Source organism: Pseudomonas sp. NFPP28, from assembly GCF_900115535.1.
Taxonomy (GTDB): domain Bacteria; phylum Pseudomonadota; class Gammaproteobacteria; order Pseudomonadales; family Pseudomonadaceae; genus Aquipseudomonas; species Aquipseudomonas extremorientalis.
In genome coordinates this window covers 280,375-298,293 of record NZ_FOWT01000010.1, presented here as the reverse complement: position 1 = coordinate 298,293, position 17,919 = coordinate 280,375, and the positions used below count along the sequence as shown (strand labels likewise).

Sequence of the window (17,919 nt, the reverse complement as noted above, 5' to 3'; positions counted from 1 at the left end):
GCCCGCAGGCCGCTCAGTCAGCGTCGCTTGGCCATCTCATTGATGAAACGGTCGAACAGCGGTGCTACGTCGTTCGGGCCCGGGCTGGCTTCAGGGTGGCCCTGGAAGCTGAACGCGCTCTTGTCGGTGCGCTCGATACCCTGCAGGGAACCGTCGAACAGCGACTTGTGAATGGCGCGCACGTTGCTCGGCAGGGTGGCTTCATCTACCGCAAAACCGTGGTTCTGGCTGGTGATCATCACAACGCCGGTATCCAGGTCTTGTACCGGGTGGTTGGCGCCGTGGTGGCCATGACCCATTTTCAGGGTCTTGGCGCCGGAGGCCAGGGCGAGCAATTGGTGACCGAGGCAGATACCGAACACCGGAATCTCGGTTTCCAGCACTTCCTTGATCGCCTGGATGGCGTAGTCGCATGGCTCAGGGTCACCCGGGCCATTGGACAGGAACACGCCGTCCGGTTGCAGGGCGAGCACGTCGCTGGCCGGGGTTTGCGCCGGCACCACGGTCACGCGGCAACCGCGCTCGACCAGCATGCGCAGGATGTTGTACTTCACGCCGTAGTCGTAGGCCACTACGTGGTAAGGCAGGTCCGCGGCTTCGATGGTCGCGTGGCTGTCGGTCTTCAAGTCCCAGACCGTGGAGCGCCATTCGTACTTCTCTTTGACGCTGACGACTTTCGCCAGGTCCATGCCCTTCAGGCCAGGGAAACCTTGGGCTGCGGCAATCGCCGCCTCTTCGGAAATATTGTCACCGACCATGATGCAGCCGTTCTGCGACCCCTTCTCACGCAGGATGCGCGTGAGGCGGCGCGTGTCGATACCCGCGATCGCCACAACATTGTTGGCCTTCAGGTAATCGGACAGCGACATCGTGTTACGCCAGTTGCTCGCAACCAGAGGCAGGTCACGAATCACCAGACCGGCCGACCAGACACGATCAGACTCGACGTCTTCCGGTGTAGTACCGGTGTTGCCGATGTGCGGATAGGTCAAGGTAACGATCTGTTGGGCGTAGGAAGGATCGGTAAGGATTTCCTGATAGCCGGTCATGGCAGTGTTAAACACTACCTCTCCAACGGTCTGACCGTCGGCTCCAATGGCTTCGCCGCGAAAAATGCTGCCATCAGCAAGGGCGAGTATGGCTGGCTTAGTCAAGAAGACCTCCCGTAAATAAAGCCTGAAAGGGCGATCGCAGGTTGTAAAAAAGCGGAGTGACGTATGGACACGTCACCCCGCTTCTTCACTGAATTATTCTGCGCGCTTTTAGTGGACACACTAAAGCTGTAGCTTACAGAAAAAGGCTTTTTTGGTCCACCGCTAATGAGCCTTAAAGGCAGGGGAATGCGACAGGGCGTCGCTCAGCGGGTAAAAACGGGGCCTAAGCATAAGCTTGAGGCCCCGCTTTAGCTACTGCTTAGTGCAGATCCAGCACATCGCGCATGTCGTAAAGACCCGCTTCGCGACCTTCCAACCAGAGTGCTGCACGCACCGCACCCTTGGCAAACGTCATGCGACTGGACGCTTTGTGCGTGATTTCCAGGCGCTCGCCCTCAGTGGCGAACAACACGGTGTGATCACCCACCACATCCCCCCCGCGCACCGTTGCAAAGCCGATGGTGTCACGCGCACGCGCGCCGGTATGGCCTTCGCGGCCGTATACCGCCACTTTCGACAGGTCGCGACCCAGCGCATCAGCGATCGCCTCGCCCATGCGCAGCGCGGTGCCCGACGGCGCATCGATCTTGTGGCGATGATGGGTCTCGATGATTTCGATATCCGCCTCGTCCCCCAGCACGCGCGCTGCCAGATCAAGCAACTTGAGCGACAGGTTCACGCCCACGCTGAAGTTGGCCGCGAAGACGATAGGAATATCCTTGCCCGCCTCCACCAGCAACTGCTTCTGCTCAACCGTCAAACCGGTGGTACCGATCACCATCGCCTTGCCCGCCTTGCGGCAGAACGCCAGGTTTTTCAGCATCACTTCCGGCAGGGTGAAGTCGATAAGTACGTCGAACTCGTCAGCCACCTGCTCCAGGTTGCCCGACAACGAAACGCCGATGCGCCCCAGCGAAGCCAGCTCACCGGCATCCGCGCCGATCAACGTGCTGCCCGGGCGGACGATCGCCGCCGTCAGCCCGGAGGCCGGCGAGCGTTGCTGCACCGCCTCGACCAGCGTCTTGCCCATGCGCCCGGCAGCGCCCATTACGGCTATACGTCGCATATTCAATTCCTTACAGGTCGCCGAAGAAGCGCTTCACACCGTCGAAAAAGCCCGCGGTTTTCGGCGAGTGAGAGTCATCACCCTCCATCGAGCTGCGGAACTCCTCAAGCAGTTCACGCTGACGACGATTCAGGTTGACCGGAGTCTCTACCGCCACACGGCACATCAGGTCGCCAGCACCGCCGCCACGCACCGGCGCAACGCCCTTGCCACGGATACGGAATTGCTTGCCAGTCTGGGTGCCCTCAGGAATCTTGAGCTTGACCCGACCGTCGAGCGTTGGAATCTCAAGCTCGCCACCCAGCGCCGCATCAACAAAGCTGATCGGCACTTCGCAGAACAAGTGCTTACCGTCACGCTGGAAGATCGAGTGCTCGCGCACATTGATCACCACGTACAAGTCCCCCGTAGGGCCACCCTGCGTACCCGCCTCGCCCTCACCCGACAGACGAATGCGATCACCGGTATCCACACCCGCCGGCACTTTCACCGAAAGGGTTTTGTACTCTTCGACACGACCTTCGCCGTGGCAGGAGTCGCATGGGTCGGAAATGATCTTGCCCTGGCCATGGCAGCGCGGGCAGGTCTGCTGCACAGAGAAGAAGCCCTGCTGCATACGGACCTGACCAATACCGCCGCACGTTGGGCAGGTGATCGGCGAAGAGCCTTTCTTGGCCCCCGAACCGTCGCACGGCTTGCAATTGACCAGCGTCGGCACACGGATATTGACGCTGGTGCCGCGTACGGCTTCTTCCAGGTTCAACTCCAGGGTGTAGCGCAAGTCGCTGCCACGCTGGGCGCCGCCACGCTGACCACCCCGGCCACCACCGAAGAAGTCGCTGAATACATCGCCGAAGATATCGGAGAAGTTCTGGCCACCAAAACCGGCACCGCCGCCGCCCATGCTCGGGTCGACACCGGCGTGGCCATACTGGTCGTACGCTGCCCGCTTGTTGGGATCAGACAGGCATTCGTAGGCCTCGTTGGCCTCTTTGAACATTTCCTCGGATTCTTTGCTATCCGGATTACGGTCCGGGTGATGCTTCATCGCCAGGCGACGGTAGGCCTTCTTCAGGTCCGTCTCGCTGGAGCCGCGCTCCACACCCAATACTTCGTAATAGTCACGCTTTGCCATAAGTCTTTGCACTCTTAAGGACGTTCGGCCAGACCCTCCTGAGCCTTGCCAAACTCGTTGAGCCCCAATACAGGCCCGGACCCAACTCACGTCAATTCAACGATCCTGGTCATTACTACTTTTAGCCAGGGACCCGGCCAAAAATGCGGTATTTACTGCTCGGAAAGCAGGAGCATTCCCGATCACACCGCCAGCATCCGAAGACTGTCGCATGCTGTAAAAATTCGCATACCCCAGACACGCCAACGCGGGAGCAAGCTCCCGCGCGGCGACATCCTACCAGTCACCGCTTGATAGCGGTCAACCGGGCGACCAACTTACTTCTGGTCTTTGACTTCTTCGAACTCGGCATCGACAACGTCGTCGTGCTTGGCTTCAGGCTCTGCCTGTTGCGCAGCACCGTCAGCTGGCTGACCTTGTTCGGCGTACATTTTCTGAGCAACTGGCGCAGACACTTTCGACAGTTCTTCGATCTTGGCTTCGATAGCTGCCTTGTCATCGCCTTTCACGGCGGTTTCCAGGGCAACGACAGCAGCTTCGATGGCAGCCTTCTCTTCGGCAGTCACTTTATCGCCAGCATCAGCGACCATTTTGCGCGTCGAGTGAACCAGCGCATCACCCTGGTTACGGGCGCCAGCCAGCTCGGCAAACTTGGCATCCGCATCAGCGTTCGCTTCAGCATCACGAATCATCTGTTGAATTTCTTCATCAGACAGACCGGAGTTGGCCTTGATGGTGATCTTCTGCTCTTTGCCAGTCGCCTTGTCTTTCGCGCCAACGTGCAGGATGCCGTTGGCATCGATGTCGAAGGTCACTTCAATTTGTGGCACGCCACGTGGAGCTGGTGGAATCTCGGCCAGGTCGAACTTGCCCAGGGACTTGTTCTGAGCAGCCTGCTTACGCTCACCTTGCAGCACGTGAATGGTCACCGCGCCCTGGTTGTCGTCGGCAGTCGAGAACACCTGGGATTTCTTGGTAGGAATCGTGGTGTTTTTCTCGATCAGCGCAGTCATCACGCCGCCCATGGTTTCGATACCCAGGGTCAGCGGGCTGACGTCCAGCAGCAGCACGTCTTTCACGTCGCCGGCCAGTACCGCACCCTGGATGGCAGCACCCATGGCAACCGCTTCGTCCGGGTTCACGTCTTTACGTGCTTCCTTGCCGAAGAACTCGGTAACTTTCTGTTGAACCAATGGCATACGGGTCTGACCGCCGACCAGGATCACGTCGTTGATGGAGCCAACGTCGATACCGGCGTCTTTCAGCGCGATGCGGCAAGGTTCGATGGTGCGCTGAACCAGGTCTTCAACCAGTGCTTCCAACTTGGCGCGAGAAATCTTCACGTTCAAGTGCTTAGGACCGGTGGCATCTGCAGTGATGTACGGCAGGTTCACGTCGGTCGAATTGCTCGAAGACAGTTCGATCTTGGCTTTTTCAGCAGCTTCTTTCAGACGCTGCATCGCCAGCGGATCACCCTTGAGGTTGATGCCGCTTTCTTTCTTGAATTCGTCAACGAGATAGTCGATCAGACGAATATCAAAGTCTTCACCACCCAGGAAGGTGTCACCGTTGGTGGCCAACACTTCGAACTGGTGCTCGCCGTCAACTTCAGCGATCTCGATAACCGACACGTCGAACGTACCACCACCCAGGTCATAAACGATCACGGTGTGGTCGCCTTTGGCCTTGTCCATACCGTAAGCCAGCGCAGCTGCGGTTGGTTCGTTGATGATGCGTTTTACGTCCAGGCCCGCGATGCGGCCGGCGTCTTTAGTGGCCTGACGCTGACTGTCGTTGAAGTAGGCCGGAACGGTGATCACCGCCTCGGTCACTGTTTCACCCAGGTAGTCTTCGGCCGTCTTCTTCATCTTTTTCAAGACTTCAGCCGAAATCTGCGGTGCAGACATCTTGGCGCCATTTACTTCAACCCAGGCGTCACCGTTGTCAGCCTTGGCGATTTTGTAAGGCACCATCTTGATGTCTTTCTGTACGACTTCTTCGTCGAACTTACGACCGATCAGACGCTTTACTGCGTACAGAGTGTTGTGCGGGTTGGTGACAGCCTGGCGCTTGGCCGACTGACCGACCAGGATCTCGCCATCATTTGCGTAAGCAATGATCGACGGTGTGGTACGCGCGCCTTCCGCGTTCTCGATGACTTTGGCCTTGCCATTTTCCATGACGGACACACACGAGTTGGTGGTCCCCAGGTCGATACCGATAATTTTGCCCATGATTTACTCTCCCGAAACTTGAATTTGGTTGCCGCAGCAGTGGTGGCTAACTGCGGTAGCACTTAAACGCTTGACTTATAGATGGGGGCTTTACAGCGTATTTCAAGCCTGCTCATCAATAGAAGGCGCAACCGCTGCAGGCTCCTTGCTCACCTCAACCATCGCCGGGCGCAGCAGGCGACCGTTGAGCTGATAGCCCTTCTGGTACACTTTCAGCACGCTGTTAGGCTCCAGGTCATGGCTTTCCTGCATGGACATGGCCTGGTGATGTTCAGCGTTGAACGGTTCGCCGCCGGTTGGATCGATGGCTTCCAGTTGATAACGCTTCAGGGTGTCCTGGAACATTTTCAGGGTCAGCTCGATCCCTTCGCGCATTGGGCGGATGTTTTCGTCATCCGGATTGGACAACTCGAGACCACGCTCCAGGCTGTCGATGATCGGCAGCAAGTCACCGGCGAATTTTTCCAGTGCGAACTTGTGAGCCTTCTCTACATCCTGCTCGGCACGGCGGCGGACGTTCTGCAGATCGGCGGCAACACGCAAAGACTGATCCCGCGCAGCCGCCAATTGCTCTTCGAGCACTTGCACGCGAGTTGCCAGCTCGTCGCCGACAGCCGAATTGGCGTCTGGAGTTTGCGTATCCTGCGTCTGTTCGTCAGCCATAGTTTTCTCCTTTCAAAATCATGCGCGAACTCAACTCGCGCTTCTGTTCCGGTATATGGGGCCACAATTTCCAGGTTCAAGGGCGTAGGCGTTACCAAAAGTCTTTCCCATGACCGGGATCAATTCCTGCTCTTTCATTCCTCAGCGCGCTAAAAAACACATCTATTCAAGCAAATCGAGCTAAACGCCAGGATTGTCAGCTCCGAACAAAACACTGTATAAATAACCAGACTTAAAGCCTGGGAGCGGCCGTCATGCTCGTGCACCTGTCCGTACATAACTACGCCATCGTTGAACACCTGGATCTCGAACTGGACCGAGGGATGAGCGTAATCACAGGCGAAACCGGCGCCGGCAAGTCGATCATGCTCGATGCCCTGGGCCTCACCCTGGGTGATCGCGCCGACAGCGGCGTGGTGCGCCCCGGCGCAGACAAGGCTGATATCCTGGCCACCTTCGACCTGGCCGATATTCCCGAGGCCGAAACCTGGCTGGCCGAACGCGACCTTGATAATGAAGGCCCGTGCATCCTGCGACGGGTTATCACGGCGGAGGGTCGCTCTCGCGGCTATATCAACGGTACGCCCTGCCCACTGGGCGACCTGAAAGCCCTGGGCGAGCTGCTTATCGATATCCACAGCCAGCATGAGCACCAGTCGCTCCTGAAGACCGACACCCATCGCCGCCTGCTAGATGAATACGCCGGCGCCACAGACCTTGCCCGCCAGGTGCAACTGGCCGCCCAGCGCTGGCGCCAGACTCGCCAGGAACTGGAGCGACTCTCCAACTCCGGCGATGAACAACGTGCTCGCCATCAATTGCTCAGCTATCAACTCGAAGAACTGGAGAGCCTGGGCCTGGGCGAGAACGAACTGGAGCAGCTCGAGCAGGAACACAAGAACCTCACCAACGCAGAAACCCTGCTGGGTATTTGTCGCCAGGTGGTTGAGCAATGCAGTGAAAGCGACTCGGGCAACGTGCTCAATGCACTGACTGCCAGCCTCAATCGCTTGTCGAGCGTGAACAATGCCTCCGGCTCGCTGAGCGAAGCTACGACGCTGCTCACCAGTGCACAGATTCAGGTGGAGGAAGCGGTCGGCGAACTGAATCGCTTCCTGGATCACTTCGATGCCGACCCGGCACGCCTGCAGGAAATAGAAGAACGCCTGGACACCATCTATACCCTGGCGCGCAAGCATCGAATCCAGCCCACCGAAGTGGCGACAATGCAGCAAAAGCTGCTGGATGAAATCGAGACCCTGAATGCGAATGACGAGTCCATCGAACGACTGGGCGAAGAACTCGCCTCGTTCGCTCGTCATTACCAGGAGAAGGCGCGCGAACTGAGCGACCTGCGCCAACAAGCCGCGACCGGCCTGGCCAGCGCAGTGGAGCTGGAGATCCAGCGCCTGGGCATGCCGGGCGGGCGCTTCACCATCGAACTGCACGCCAACACCAGCAACGAGCTGCAACCCCACGGACTGGAGCAGGTTGAACTACTGGTAAGCGCCAACCCTGGGCAGCCGCTCAAGGCGTTGGCAAAAGTGGCATCCGGCGGCGAGCTCTCGCGGATCAGCCTGGCGATCCAGGTGATTACCGCGCAAACCTCCCGGGTACCGACACTGGTATTCGACGAAGTTGACGTGGGCATTGGCGGGCCGACAGCAGAAATTGTTGGCCAACTGTTGCGACGCCTTGGGGATCGAGGCCAGGTACTGACGGTCACCCACTTACCGCAAGTGGCAGCCCAAGGTCATCAACACTTGTTTGTGCACAAGGTACGCGGCAGTGATGCGACGCACACGGCCGTGTCCAAGCTGAACAAATCCGAACGTGTGGAAGAAGTGGCGCGCATGCTCGGCGGTATTGATTTGACCAAGGAGTCGTTGGCGCACGCGAAGAAAATGGTCGTGGCAGCAAAGGCCTGAGCGAACAACATTCCTTCTTTATAGAAAGCACGAAGGCGACCCTGAGGTCGCCTTCGATCGTTTTGCAGCGTAAATCTGCAGCGCTTGTTACTTTTTCTTACGGATGTACAGGACCAGATTATGGTCAACCAGATCGAAGCCATGCTCTTCAGCAATCTTATGCTGCAACGCTTCGATTTCCGGGCTGGTGAACTCGATAACCTCGTTGGTATCCAGGTCAACCATGTGGTCGTGATGACCACCGTCAGCCAATTCGAACACTGCATGACCGCCGTCGAAATTATGACGAACCACCAGCCCAGCGGCTTCAAACTGGGTCAGCACACGGTAAACCGTGGCCAGACCAACGTCCTCATTAGACTCCATCAGCGCCTTGTAGACATCCTCGGCACTCATGTGGCGCTGCTCAGCAGAATCGAGCATTTGTAGAATCTTGACTCGTGGCAGAGTCACTTTGAGACCGGCTTTGCGTAGTTCGCTATTTTCAACCATGGTTAGCTTTCTCGCGGATGCTGCTTCGCAGCTTCTCTTAATACGGGTATGATCGGCGTTTACGTTGTCCCAGCCAAGATAGTGGAAGTCGCCCACCGATGCAAAACACCAAGCTCTTGCTAACCAGTTTCACCTTTGTGGGACTGCTCGCACTCGCCGGTTGTTCATTCCCCGGGGTTTACAAAATCGACATCCAGCAGGGCAATGTCGTCACGCAGGACATGATAGACCAGTTACGCCCCGGAATGACCCGACGGCAAGTACGGTTTATCATGGGTAATCCCCTGCTGACCGACACTTTCCATGCCGATCGCTGGGATTATCTCTACAGCCTGCAACCAGGTGGCGGTGAACGCCAGCAGGAGCGCGTCAGTGTCATCTTCAATGGCAATGACCAGCTTGTCAGCCTGTCCGGCGACTTCATGCCCGGCGTAAGCCGTGATGAAGCCCTGCTTGGCAAGGATAACGGTAACAACGTGACTGCGCCTGCGCAGGAAGGCGAGAAGCCGAAGTCCGAAGTACCGGCCAAGCCTGGCTCCTTGCTTGACAAGATCCAGAAAGACGTCGACGGGGTGGAGACAGTACCCGTCCCGACGCCGCAGCCTCTGGACACCAGCCCGCAGTAAGTGTGCGGCGCTCAACAAAAAGCCCGGCATGCCGGGCTTTTTGTTGCCTGCCATTTGGCTGGCCTATGGGTGCTGCTGCTTGGCCAGGGCCGCCTTGGCCGCGCGGAGCCGGCGCACCTCTTTCGGATCCACCAATAACGGACGGTAAATCTCAATACGGTCACCGGCCTGCACTGCGCGCACGTGGGCATCCGCAACCACCTTGCCGAATATCCCCAAAGGGCAATTCGCTGGATCCAGCTCGGGAAACTGCGCTGCAATACCGGACGCCTGCACTGCAGCACGCAGATGGGTGCCCACCGGCACCGACACCGCCAGCAACACCTGGCGATCCTCGGCGGCATACACCACTTCGATCTCAACCATGCAGTTGCTTGGCTCGCTGACAAAAAGCATCCACCAGGGTATTGGCGGCCTGGTTGAACAACGGCCCCAACGTCGCCCGCACAATAGGCCCGGCATAGTCAAAAGAAAGATCCAGGCTGATTTTGCAGGCCTTATCCGTCAGCGCCTTGAACACCCATACGCCATGCAGTTGGGTAAACGGCCCTTCCTGCAAATTCATTTCGATGGACTTACCGGGCACCAGCACATTACGCGTAACAAAATGCTGACTAAGGCCACCCTTCGCGACCCCGACACTGGCGACCATGTGGTCATCACTACCTTCCAGCACCTCGGCCGTTGAGCACCACGGCAGGAATTCCGGGTAACGCGCCACGTCGTTGACCAGGTCATAGAGCGCCTGTGCCGGATAGGGCAACAGCGCTGAACGTTGAATGTGCGTCGTCATGTGTGCGTTATTTCCACAGCTGAGGCAAACATCGCGAAAAAACAGCCCGATCCGCGAAAGAAAAAATCCAGAGAACTGCCTGCATTGTCCGGGATTCATCCAACACGCTCAAGCACGCAGGTTGACCGTAGCCGACACGCTCGCAACTCCCTATAATGCCGCCCCTATGGCTAAACAAAAGAAACACCCCACAGGGACCATCGCGCAAAACAAAAAGGCGCGACACGATTACTTCATCGAACATCGGTTCGAGGCTGGTCTGGTCCTGGCCGGCTGGGAAGTAAAGAGTCTGCGTGCCAGCAAGCTGCAACTGGTCGACAGTTATGTGCTGCTCAAGGATGGCGAGGCATGGCTGCTCGGCAGTCATATCACCCCGCTGACCACCGCGAGCACCCACGTGATAGCCGACCCGGTGCGTACGCGCAAGCTGCTGCTCAATGCCCGCGAACTGGAAAAGCTCGCAGCCGCTGTACAGCAGAAGGGCTATGCCTGCGTCTGCCTGTCCTGGTATTGGAGCAAGCACCTGGTCAAGTGCGAAATTGCACTGGGCAAGGGCAAGAAGGAATACGACAAGCGTGATTCCGAGCGCGAACGTGATTCCAACCGCGAACTGCATCGCGCCGTGCGCAACAAGGGCAAGGAAGAATAATCCTTGCTGCGATGCAGCCGTGGGCGCCCCCCCTCGGCTACATCCCCTTGCGCCGCTCCGCACGCGCCACGCGCTGAACTTCCTGACGTACTTCCTCCAGCACTTCCTGCACATACAGCAGGTGACGTGTTGAAACCTCGCGCGCCTGCTCGGCGCGACCTTCGATAATCGCCAGGTACAAATCCCGATGCTGACTGATCAGCATGTCACGGGTTTCCGTACGCTGCTGGTACATGCCACCAATGTTGGTCACCACATTTCGTTTCAGCAGGTCGAACAGACCGCGAATGGTGTGCAGCAACACGGCGTTATGACTGGCTTCGGCGATCGCCAAGTGAAACCGTGCATCGGCCGCGCCCTCTTCCGCTCGACTCACTTCATCGCAGCGGGTGTAGCAATCCTGTAGCACCTCGAACGCCGCCGTCAGCCGCTCGCGATCAACCTCCGTGGCGCGCAGCGCGGCGTAATAGGCGCAAGACGCTTCGAGGGTCTGACGAAACTCCAGCAGATCACGCTGGGCCTCGGGATTGTTCTCCAGCAGGTGCAGCAACGGATCACTGAACGTGGAGCCCAGGGACTCAGCCACATAATTGCCACCGCCTTGACGGCTGACGAGCAACCCCTTGGCCGCCAACTTCTGGATCGCCTCGCGCAAGGAAGGCCGCGACACCCCGAACTGCTCAGCCAAAGCGCGCTCGGCCGGCAAGCGCTCGCCCGACTTCAGCGTGCCCTCGAGGATCATGCCCTCAAGCTGCTCGACAATATCGTCAGACAAACGGCGCTGACGCACCTGATCAAACCCCATCACTCACTCTCCACCATCCCGACCACTCGCCGGGGCTCTATTCTGGCCTATCGCAGCGCTTGCGGCACCTATCAGAACGCCTTCCTTTCAACCGATCAGCCCCCCCTGCACACCGACCTACGACCAAAGTTTCGCAAGCGGCAAATTGACACGCCCCTGGCAAGGCTTTTACTCTAGCCAACAGCGATTGTAAATTGGTATTACCAATTATCCAAGCTGACCAAACAACAACAATCAGGGGCCACCCCATATGCAAACCTGGCAACAGCTCTACAGCCCGCTCGGCAGCCTCGGCCTGTCCGCACTGGCGGCCGTCATCCCGATCGTATTCTTCTTCCTGGCCCTGGCCGTGTTTCGCCTCAAAGGGCATGTGGCCGGCAGCATCACCCTGGCGCTGTCGATCCTGGTGGCGATCTTCGCCTTCCAGATGCCGGTGGACATGGCGCTGGCCGCCGCCGGTTACGGCTTTGCCTACGGCCTATGGCCTATCGCGTGGATCATCGTCGCGGCCGTGTTCCTCTACAAACTCACGGTCAAAAGCGGCCAATTCGAGATCATCCGCAGTTCGGTCCTGTCGATTACCGATGACCAACGCCTGCAAGTGCTGCTGATCGGCTTCTGCTTCGGCGCCTTCCTGGAAGGTGCGGCCGGTTTTGGCGCCCCCGTGGCGATCACCGCAGCGTTGTTGGTCGGCCTGGGCTTCAACCCGCTGTACGCCGCCGGCCTGTGCCTGATCGCCAACACCGCGCCTGTCGCATTCGGCGCCCTGGGCATCCCGATCATCGTGGCAGGTCAAGTGACCGGCATTGATGCGTTCAAGATCGGCGCCATGACCGGCCGCCAATTGCCGCTGCTGTCGCTGTTCGTGCCTTTCTGGCTGGTGTTCATGATGGACGGTTTGCGCGGCGTGCGTGAAACCTGGCCGGCCGCTCTGGTTGCAGGTTTGAGCTTTGCCATCACCCAGTACTTCACCTCCAACTTCATCGGCCCGGAACTGCCGGACATCACCTCGGCCCTGGCCAGCCTGATTTCCCTGACGCTGTTCCTGAAAGTCTGGCAGCCCAAGCGCACTGCGGGCGCACAGATAGCCGGCGCCACATCCAGCGCTGCGGTCACCGCGAGTGCGGGCGGTTTCGGCCTGCCGCGCAACACGACTGTCTCGCCCTACAGCCTGGTGCAGATTTTCAAGGCCTGGTCGCCGTTCCTGATTCTCACGGTGCTGGTCACCATCTGGACCCTCAAGCCGTTCAAGGCGATGTTCGCCGCCGGTGGCTCGATGTACAGCTGGGTGTTCAACTTTGCGATCCCGCACCTGGATCAACTGGTGATCAAGGTCGCACCGATCGTGACCAACCCCACTGCGATTCCGGCCGTGTTCAAGCTGGACCCGATTTCCGCGACCGGCACCGCGATTTTCTTCTCCGCGCTGATCTCGATGCTGGTACTGAAGATCGACATCAAGACTGGTCTTACCACTTTAAAAGAGACCTTCTACGAACTGCGCTGGCCGATCCTGTCCATCGGCATGGTGCTGGCCTTTGCCTTCGTCACCAACTACTCCGGCATGTCATCGACCATGGCGCTGGTACTGGCCGGCACCGGCGCAGCCTTTCCGTTCTTCTCGCCTTTCCTCGGCTGGCTGGGAGTTTTCCTGACAGGCTCCGACACGTCGTCCAACGCCCTGTTCAGCTCGCTGCAAGCCACCACTGCGCATCAGATCGGTGTGAACGACACCCTGCTGGTTGCCGCGAACACCAGCGGCGGCGTCACCGGCAAAATGATCTCGCCACAATCCATCGCCGTGGCCTGCGCCGCCACCGGCCTGGTGGGCAAGGAATCCGACCTGTTCCGCTTTACCCTCAAGCACAGCTTGTTCTTTGCCACCATCGTCGGGCTGATCACCCTGGCCCAGGCCTACTGGTTCACCGGTATGCTGGTGCACTGAGACCTGCATGCAATAGGGTAAGAATCGACGCCGGACAACGGTTCCGGCGTCTGCTATTTCTGGAGGACCGATGAGCCTGCCTGCTGCTTTCCTGCGCGACGCCGCACAACTGATCCCGAAAGATCGACGCTTCGACGACCCGCTTTCCACCCTCGCCTTCGGCACCGACGCCAGTTTTTACCGACTGATCCCACAGCTGGTAATCCGCGTGGAGTCGGAAGACGAAGTCGTCGCGCTGCTGCAACTGGCTCAACGCGACCACGTTCCAGTCACCTTCCGTGCCGCTGGCACCAGCCTGTCCGGGCAAGCCATCAGCGACTCGGTGCTGATCGTACTGGGGGACAACTGGAATGGCCGCGAAATTCGCGGCCAAGGCACACAAATCCGCCTGCAGCCCGGCGTGATCGGCGCCCAGGCCAACGCGTGGCTGGCGCCGTTCGGGCGCAAGATCGGGCCGGACCCAGCGTCGATCAACGCCTGCAAAATCGGCGGCATCGTCGCCAACAACGCCAGCGGCATGTGCTGCGGCACGGCGCAGAACACCTACCACACCCTGGCCGGGATACGCCTGGTATTGGCTGACGGCAGCCGCCTGGATACCGAAGACGCAGCCAGCGTGGCGGCGTTTCGCGAACAGCACGGCGCGCTGCTTGAGCGTCTAGCGACACTGGGGCGCGAGACCCGCGCAAATACTGAACTGGCGGCAAAGATCCGCCACAAATACCGTCTGAAAAATACCACCGGGCTGTCACTCAATGCCTTGGTGGATTTCGACGACCCCCTCGATATCCTCAGCCATCTGCTGGTGGGCTCCGAGGGGACCCTCGGGTTTATCAGCGCGGTCACCTACGACACCGTGATCGATCACCCCAACAAAGCCTCGGCGTTGATTGTGTTTCCGGACGTCGAAACCTGCTGCAATGCAGTCACCGTCCTCAAGACCCAACCCGTTTCGGCCGTTGAGCTGCTGGACCGTCGCAGCATGCGCTCGGTACAGAACAAGCCGGGCATGCCCGCTTTCGTACAGTACCTATCGGAAAATGCCTGCGCCCTATTGATCGAGTCGCGTGCAGCGTCCTCGTCGTTACTGCACGAGCAACTGGCGCTGATCATGGCTTCCCTGGCCCAGTTTCCGGTCGAGAAGCAGGTCGATTTCACCGAAGACCCCGTGGAAAACGCCCGCCTGTGGGCGATCCGCAAGGACACCTTTCCCGCCGTCGGCGCCGTGCGCAAAACCGGCACCACGGTAATCATCGAGGACGTGACCTTCCCGGTCGAACAACTGGCAATCGGCGTGAATCGCTTGATCGAGCTGTTCGACAAACATCACTACGACGAAGCGATACTTTTCGGACACGCGCTGGAAGGCAATCTGCACTTCGTGTTCACCCAAGGCTTCAACAGCGCGGAAGAAGTCACACGCTACCAAGCGTTCATGGACGACGTGGCACAACTGGTAGCGGTGGAATTCGGTGGTTCGCTGAAAGCCGAACACGGCACCGGCCGCAATATGGCCCCGTTCGTCGAACTGGAATGGGGCAACGATGCCTATCAACTGATGTGGCAACTCAAGCGCCTGCTCGACCCCAACGGCATTCTCAACCCGGACGTGGTGCTCAGCGAAGACCCGCAAATCCACCTCAAGCACCTCAAGCCGCTGCCCGCCGCCGACGGGCTTGTGGATAAGTGCATCGAATGCGGTTTCTGCGAACCGGTGTGCCCGTCGAAAGGCCTGACTCTGAGCCCACGCCAGCGCATCGTGATCTGGCGCGATATCCAGGCGAAAAAACGCGCTGGTATCGACACCGCTGAGCTGGAAGCCGCCTATCAGTACCAGGGCATCGACACCTGCGCCGCCACCGGGCTTTGCGCCCAGCGCTGCCCTGTAGGAATCAATACCGGCGACCTGGTGAAAAAACTGCGCAGCCGCGATGCTGACCGTACGAAAACCGCCGAATGGCTCGCCACGCATTTCGCCACCGCGCTGCAAGGCGCGCGTTTTACACTGCATGTGGCCAATGGCGCACGCATGCTGCTGGGCGCCCCGCGCCTGGCGAAGCTATCGGCCAGGGTGACCAAGCTGTCCAAGGGGCAGATTCCGCAGTGGACCAACGCCATGCCGCAGCCGGAGAAAGCCATTCGCTTCAGCCCGGCGGTGACGGACGAGCGACCCCGGGTGGTCTACCTGGCGGCCTGCGTCTCACGCGCCATGGGCCCGGCGGCGGGCGATAAAGAGCAGATGTCGCTGTACGACAAAACCCGCAACCTGTTGGAAAAAGCCGGTTACCAAGTCGTATTCCCCGACAATCAGGACAGCCTGTGCTGCGGCCAGCCGTTCGCCTCCAAAGGCTACGCCGAACAGGCCGAACACAAGCGTCAGGAACTGATCGGCGCACTGCTCCACGCCAGCCGTGGCGGGCTCGACCCGATCTACTGCGACACCAGCCCCTGCACCCTGCGCCTGGTGCAGGACCTGGGCGAAACGCGCCTGGATCTTTACGACCCCGTACGATTTATCCGCACGCACCTGATGGACCGCCTCGACTTCACCCCCCAGGAAGCCCCCATCGCGGTGCATGTCACCTGCAGCACCCAGCACCTGGGCGAGAGCCAGGCCCTGATCGACCTCGCTCGCCGCTGCTCCAACACCGTGGTGATCCCGGAAGGCATTCATTGCTGCGGGTTCGCCGGCGACAAGGGCTTCACCACACCGGAACTCAACGCCCACTCACTGCGCACCCTCAAGGATGCGGTGCAATATTGCAGCGAAGGCATCTCCACCAGCCGCACCTGTGAGATCGGCCTGAGCCAGCATGGCGGCATCGACTATCACGGCTTGGTCTACCTGGTGGACCGCGTCACCCAGGCCCGCGCTCACTGAGCCTGCAAAAAAAACAGAACCCCTGCGCGCCGGTGTAGTCATCTGCATAGGCCTCGCCAAGCGAGGTTTATCAGTGATGTCGCTGGCAGCGGTTGAACGCCAGCAGCGTCGAGCCCTTTTGCGCAAGGAGATACCCTATGAAGCGTTCCGCTCTTGCTGGCTTGTTCATTACCGCTGCGATGCTGGCCTCCCCCGTGTTCGCGGCGGGCGAGCCCGATCTGTGCAAAATCAATCTGGACAAAATCAACAACGGTAAAGCGCTGCTCGCCACCGACACCAGTGGTAAAAGCGGCGAGATAGACACCGCCGTCTCCCAGGCCAAGGCGGCCCACGCCGCGGGTGATGACAAAAAGTGCATCGAGATCACCTCGAAGGCGCTGCAAGACCTGCAGAACAGCGAAAAAGGCGGCCAATAGGCAGCGCCATAGCGGAAGACCAACCTTCGGGTTGGCCTTCCGTGAGTGTTTGGCGTACACTGCATAGGCTTGTCACTCACTAAGAAACAACGAGTTACAAGCACGGGGCCGTTTAGGATTCGACGCCGGTCGCGAAACTTTAGGTGCATGCCGAGTTGGTAACAGAACTCGTAAATCCACTGTTGCAACTTCTTATAGTTGCCAATGACGAAAACTACGGCCAGGAATTCGCTCTCGCTGCGTAAGCAGCCTTAGCCCTGAGCTTCTGGTACCTTCGGGTCCAGCAATCACCAGGGGATGTCTGTAAACCCAAAGTGATTGTCATATAGAACAGAATCGCCGTGCAGTACGTTGTGGACGAAGCGGCTAAAACTTACACAACTCGCCCAAAGCACCCTGCCCTTCGGGTCGCTGAGGGTTAACTTAATAGAAACGGCTACGCATGTAGTACCGACAGCGGAGTACTGGCGGACGGGGGTTCAAATCCCCCCGGCTCCACCAAATAAGCTATATAAATTAGGCACTTAGCGTTTATCGCGAGTGCCTTTTTTGTGCCTGAATGGGTGGTTTTGGCTCGGTTATGCCAGCTTAATGACAGCTTCAACAGCCGGAGAATGGAATCGATGTTCAATCTATTGGTAATGGGCGGAGGATGGGGCGACCGTAGAGATGAGATCTCGATTGGTCGTATCTACATCACCCCTGAGCAGCAAGCTGAATTCAAACCAGGGGGGATGCTTAACCTCAATCGCCTGAAATCGCTGCCTGCGATCTTTGCAGCAGAGACGGATGGAGACCCTACCCAGGTTGCGCGCGTCTGCGAAATAACGAGCGCTCGTATCAATGGAGAAAACGTAGCTATTGAGTACCGATACGATCTTGACGTGCCTCCCTCTTTTTTGATTCATTACTTTTGCTCAAGACCATCGCAGCCGCCCTACCAGACAACCATTGGCACTCCCTAGGTTGACTTAGCTTTTCAGCAAAAAGAGCAGACAAATGCCTTAACGCCCGCAGTCACTGACAAATGCCGTGACCAAGCCGGATCCTAAGAACTCATTCAAACCGTAGCCACTTCGCGGCTCGGCTTGATTAAGGCGTGAGACTGTTTGCTCTTTTCTTTTTGGAATGC

16 protein-coding genes and 1 other RNA gene are annotated in these 17,919 nt (G+C 58.7%); 8 read left to right on the top strand and 9 right to left on the bottom strand.

All coding sequences use genetic code 11. The features are described from left to right. Positions 1 to 17: 17 nt before the first annotated feature. From carA to grpE, 5 genes are all read right to left on the bottom strand, one after another. Complete coding sequence (gene carA, locus BM110_RS25450; protein WP_071489993.1) at positions 18 to 1,154, bottom strand: glutamine-hydrolyzing carbamoyl-phosphate synthase small subunit; 1,137 nt, start codon at positions 1,152 to 1,154, stop codon at positions 18 to 20. A 259-nt stretch (positions 1,155 to 1,413) separates the two neighbouring features. Continuing rightward, positions 1,414 to 2,220 carry a 4-hydroxy-tetrahydrodipicolinate reductase gene (dapB, locus tag BM110_RS25445; RefSeq protein WP_092248366.1) on the bottom strand — a complete coding sequence of 269 codons (807 nt, stop codon included), beginning with the start codon at positions 2,218 to 2,220 and terminating at the stop codon, positions 1,414 to 1,416. A 10-nt stretch (positions 2,221 to 2,230) separates the two neighbouring features. After that, positions 2,231 to 3,355: a molecular chaperone DnaJ gene (gene dnaJ, locus BM110_RS25440; RefSeq protein ID WP_071489991.1), complete on the bottom strand. Its 1,125-nt coding sequence runs from the start codon at positions 3,353 to 3,355 to the stop codon at positions 2,231 to 2,233. A gap of 317 nt (positions 3,356 to 3,672) precedes the next feature. Continuing rightward, entirely contained in the window at positions 3,673 to 5,589 is a 1,917-nt protein-coding gene (gene dnaK / locus BM110_RS25435) for a molecular chaperone DnaK (RefSeq protein ID WP_092248363.1), read from the bottom strand. Between the two features lie 102 nt (positions 5,590 to 5,691). Continuing rightward, on the bottom strand, positions 5,692 to 6,252 hold the full coding sequence (gene grpE / locus BM110_RS25430) for a nucleotide exchange factor GrpE (RefSeq protein ID WP_092248360.1): 561 nt from the start codon (positions 6,250 to 6,252) through the stop codon (positions 5,692 to 5,694). A gap of 254 nt (positions 6,253 to 6,506) precedes the next feature. Here grpE and recN point away from each other — a divergent pair, with 254 nt between their 5' ends. Continuing rightward, entirely contained in the window at positions 6,507 to 8,180 is a 1,674-nt protein-coding gene (gene recN, locus BM110_RS25425) for a DNA repair protein RecN (RefSeq protein WP_071489988.1), read from the top strand. Between the two features lie 87 nt (positions 8,181 to 8,267). Here recN and fur read toward each other — a convergent pair whose 3' ends face one another. Further along, positions 8,268 to 8,672 carry a ferric iron uptake transcriptional regulator gene (gene fur, locus BM110_RS25420; RefSeq protein WP_003194220.1) on the bottom strand — a complete coding sequence of 135 codons (405 nt, stop codon included), beginning with the start codon at positions 8,670 to 8,672 and terminating at the stop codon, positions 8,268 to 8,270. 98 nt (positions 8,673 to 8,770) lie between these two features. On the opposite strand from fur, the gene BM110_RS25415 reads away from it, so the two are divergent. After that, on the top strand, positions 8,771 to 9,298 hold the full coding sequence (locus BM110_RS25415; RefSeq protein ID WP_071489987.1) for an outer membrane protein assembly factor BamE: 528 nt from the start codon (positions 8,771 to 8,773) through the stop codon (positions 9,296 to 9,298). 63 nt (positions 9,299 to 9,361) lie between these two features. Here the strand turns inward: BM110_RS25415 and BM110_RS25410 are convergent, their stop codons facing one another. Together BM110_RS25410 and BM110_RS25405 are read right to left on the bottom strand one after the other, a co-directional pair. Then, complete coding sequence (locus BM110_RS25410; protein WP_093514388.1) at positions 9,362 to 9,664, bottom strand: RnfH family protein; 303 nt, start codon at positions 9,662 to 9,664, stop codon at positions 9,362 to 9,364. After that, positions 9,657 to 10,091, bottom strand: a complete 435-nt coding sequence (locus BM110_RS25405; RefSeq protein ID WP_093125917.1) for a type II toxin-antitoxin system RatA family toxin — start codon at positions 10,089 to 10,091, stop codon at positions 9,657 to 9,659. The genes BM110_RS25410 and BM110_RS25405 overlap by 8 nt, the downstream gene beginning before the upstream one ends. A 166-nt stretch (positions 10,092 to 10,257) precedes the next feature. Between BM110_RS25405 and smpB the strand changes: the two genes are divergently transcribed. After that, positions 10,258 to 10,740 (top strand): SsrA-binding protein SmpB, encoded by a 483-nt coding sequence (gene smpB / locus BM110_RS25400; protein WP_058427663.1) that lies wholly within the window; start codon positions 10,258 to 10,260, stop codon positions 10,738 to 10,740. Between the two features lie 37 nt (positions 10,741 to 10,777). Here smpB and BM110_RS25395 read toward each other — a convergent pair whose 3' ends face one another. After that, positions 10,778 to 11,545, bottom strand: a complete 768-nt coding sequence (locus BM110_RS25395) for a GntR family transcriptional regulator (protein ID WP_092248351.1) — start codon at positions 11,543 to 11,545, stop codon at positions 10,778 to 10,780. A 250-nt stretch (positions 11,546 to 11,795) separates the two neighbouring features. On the opposite strand from BM110_RS25395, the gene BM110_RS25390 reads away from it, so the two are divergent. From BM110_RS25390 to BM110_RS29450, 5 genes are all read left to right on the top strand, one after another. After that, complete coding sequence (locus BM110_RS25390) at positions 11,796 to 13,490, top strand: lactate permease LctP family transporter (protein ID WP_071489983.1); 1,695 nt, start codon at positions 11,796 to 11,798, stop codon at positions 13,488 to 13,490. 70 nt (positions 13,491 to 13,560) lie between these two features. Next, positions 13,561 to 16,371, top strand: a complete 2,811-nt coding sequence (locus BM110_RS25385) for an FAD-binding and (Fe-S)-binding domain-containing protein (protein ID WP_093514387.1) — start codon at positions 13,561 to 13,563, stop codon at positions 16,369 to 16,371. A 137-nt stretch (positions 16,372 to 16,508) separates the two neighbouring features. Continuing rightward, the gene (locus tag BM110_RS25380) at positions 16,509 to 16,787 is read left to right on the top strand and encodes a hypothetical protein (protein WP_010206635.1); all 279 of its coding nucleotides are present in this window, start codon (positions 16,509 to 16,511) and stop codon (positions 16,785 to 16,787) included. 104 nt (positions 16,788 to 16,891) lie between these two features. Beyond that, positions 16,892 to 17,288: a transfer-messenger RNA gene (ssrA, locus tag BM110_RS25375) on the top strand. Positions 17,289 to 17,410: 122 nt separating this feature from the next. Continuing rightward, complete coding sequence (locus BM110_RS29450; RefSeq protein ID WP_139220347.1) at positions 17,411 to 17,752, top strand: hypothetical protein; 342 nt, start codon at positions 17,411 to 17,413, stop codon at positions 17,750 to 17,752. The last annotated feature ends 167 nt before the right edge of the window (positions 17,753 to 17,919 follow it).